The sequence below is a fragment of the Brenneria alni genome (genome assembly GCF_003666245.1).
Classification (GTDB): Bacteria; Pseudomonadota; Gammaproteobacteria; order Enterobacterales; family Enterobacteriaceae; genus Brenneria; species Brenneria alni.
The window spans coordinates 1-1872 of sequence record NZ_MJLZ01000099.1; the positions used below are offsets into that span (position 1 = coordinate 1).

3 protein-coding genes are annotated in these 1872 nt (G+C 36.9%); all 3 read right to left on the reverse strand.

Translation table 11 applies throughout. The annotated features are described in order from the left end of the window. Positions 1–120 precede the first annotated feature (120 nt). Positions 121–444: a hypothetical protein gene (locus BIY29_RS19780; RefSeq protein WP_121576707.1), complete on the reverse strand. Its 324-nt coding sequence runs from the start codon at positions 442–444 to the stop codon at positions 121–123. Positions 445–920: 476 nt separating this feature from the next. Further along, positions 921–1196, reverse strand: a complete 276-nt coding sequence (locus BIY29_RS19785; protein WP_121576708.1) for a hypothetical protein — start codon at positions 1194–1196, stop codon at positions 921–923. Positions 1197–1199: 3 nt separating this feature from the next. Next, entirely contained in the window at positions 1200–1487 is a 288-nt protein-coding gene (locus BIY29_RS19790) for a hypothetical protein (protein ID WP_121576709.1), read from the reverse strand. Positions 1488–1872 lie beyond the last annotated feature (385 nt).

Sequence of the window (1872 nt, forward strand, 5' to 3'; positions counted from 1 at the left end):
GATATTGATTGTTTTGCTTCGCTTGAAGAGTTTGTTTTTCCTGTGCAGCTTCTAATCATAAAACCGCCTAACATAATACAAAGTATTACCATTGCTACAGACATAAGCATCATATTTTATTTACTCCTTATTTCTTATTTTATATTCTTCAAAAATATCATCTGATAAACTGTCAAAATCGCATAAAACATTCCTGCTTCCGCATTTTTTGCAGGAAGAAAAGATACGTAATATTTCAACTTGTTCAGTCTCTTCACGCACCCAATCATCAAACGCTTGAGCGTCTGAAACGTTAGGATCGCATTTTACTAATCTATCAATAATCACAAAATCAGCATATAATATTGCCTTTCTTTTTCTCTGACATCTGAAGCAATATTTCATATGCGTGTAATCTTCTTCTGTAAAAGGTTCAAAATCTTTAGCATATTTAGGTAATGCCATATATAACTCCTTGGTTCATTATTAAAATGTAAAACTGTATGGTTTACCGCCTCCCCTTTGATAAGGGGAACAGGCGGAAGGGTAGATCTTTTAACAACCCTCCAAGCGTAGCGCGTGGGGGCAATCCGAAGGATTGGGTATAATACCGGCTACGGGATTACACCTTGCCTCAGTTTCCGAAAAGCCAAAAATAAAGCTGAACTCAACCTATATTTAAATAAATAACCGATAATAAGATCTAGTCAATAGCGGCTACATAAATAAATACACTGCACAACAAATAAAATGCAAATAAAGATAGGGTAAATAATATATTGTCTTCTGGTAGCTTTGCGTGCAGCGGGGGCAAATCGTCAAGTGCTAAATCGTGGGGTCCCGCAAGCGGGTTCCGATTTAGTGCTTGATGACGCAATGAATAAATAAACTTGTTATGGGTGATGGTTCACGTAGGGAGCCATCACCTTGGAAGACGTATTTTACATTCTTCGCCTGAAAGAAATCCTGTCAGAGAAAGCCAACTTGCTAATAATAAACCCAACAATCGCAATGACAAACAAACTTATATTAAATGCAACTATCCCTGCACTCAGCCCGATCAAAATAGACATTATAAAAGTGCCAAGTATAACTAAACACACACACCAACCCGGAGGAGCACCGTATAATACAGTTGCTTGACAGCCAGTACATACGTGAACCCCTTTCTGACTTTCTTTTAAACAGTAAGGGCATTGAATAGTATTGTTTTCCATTTCCTAATCCTTCTTAAAAACCGCACCTTGGTAAACAACTCCATCTTTGACTTTTTCGATTTTAAAAGTCCAAGAGCCTAAATCTTTGTTTTGCGTTCTTGCGATATAAACGGGTTTCTTACTTTCATCCCAGCTTTTAACAGTAAAAACACCATCACGGAACTTAATCACGTCTTTCTGAATATCAAGTCTGACGCCATACTGTTGATTGATATAGTTGCCATAGATGCCATCATCACTACAACCCGAAAGCAGGACGGCAAGACCTGCTGCTAACATCAACTTACGCATATTTTTTCCTCACCAATGGCACAGATCTACGATCGACCTGTAAACGTCTTAGAATTCAATTATTTTCATGCCCAGTCATATCGTTTGTACCGATCGAAAAGCACAATACGATAGATGCAATCTATCACAAATACACAATCGATCGTTTAAACCAATTAAATACCGATCGATTGAATAAGTTTTGATTACTAAAACCTATCAATAATCAGTTATCGATCTTTTGTATCGATCATTATCTGTTAAAGATTCGAATTCTGACGATGGAAAACAACAGGCAGAGGTCTATGATGGGATATCTGGCGCGGGAAATATTTTAATATTTTTTGATCTAGTTTTACTCTTATTTTATTGGTGCCTGATAAAATGGCACCTTACTTATTTATAA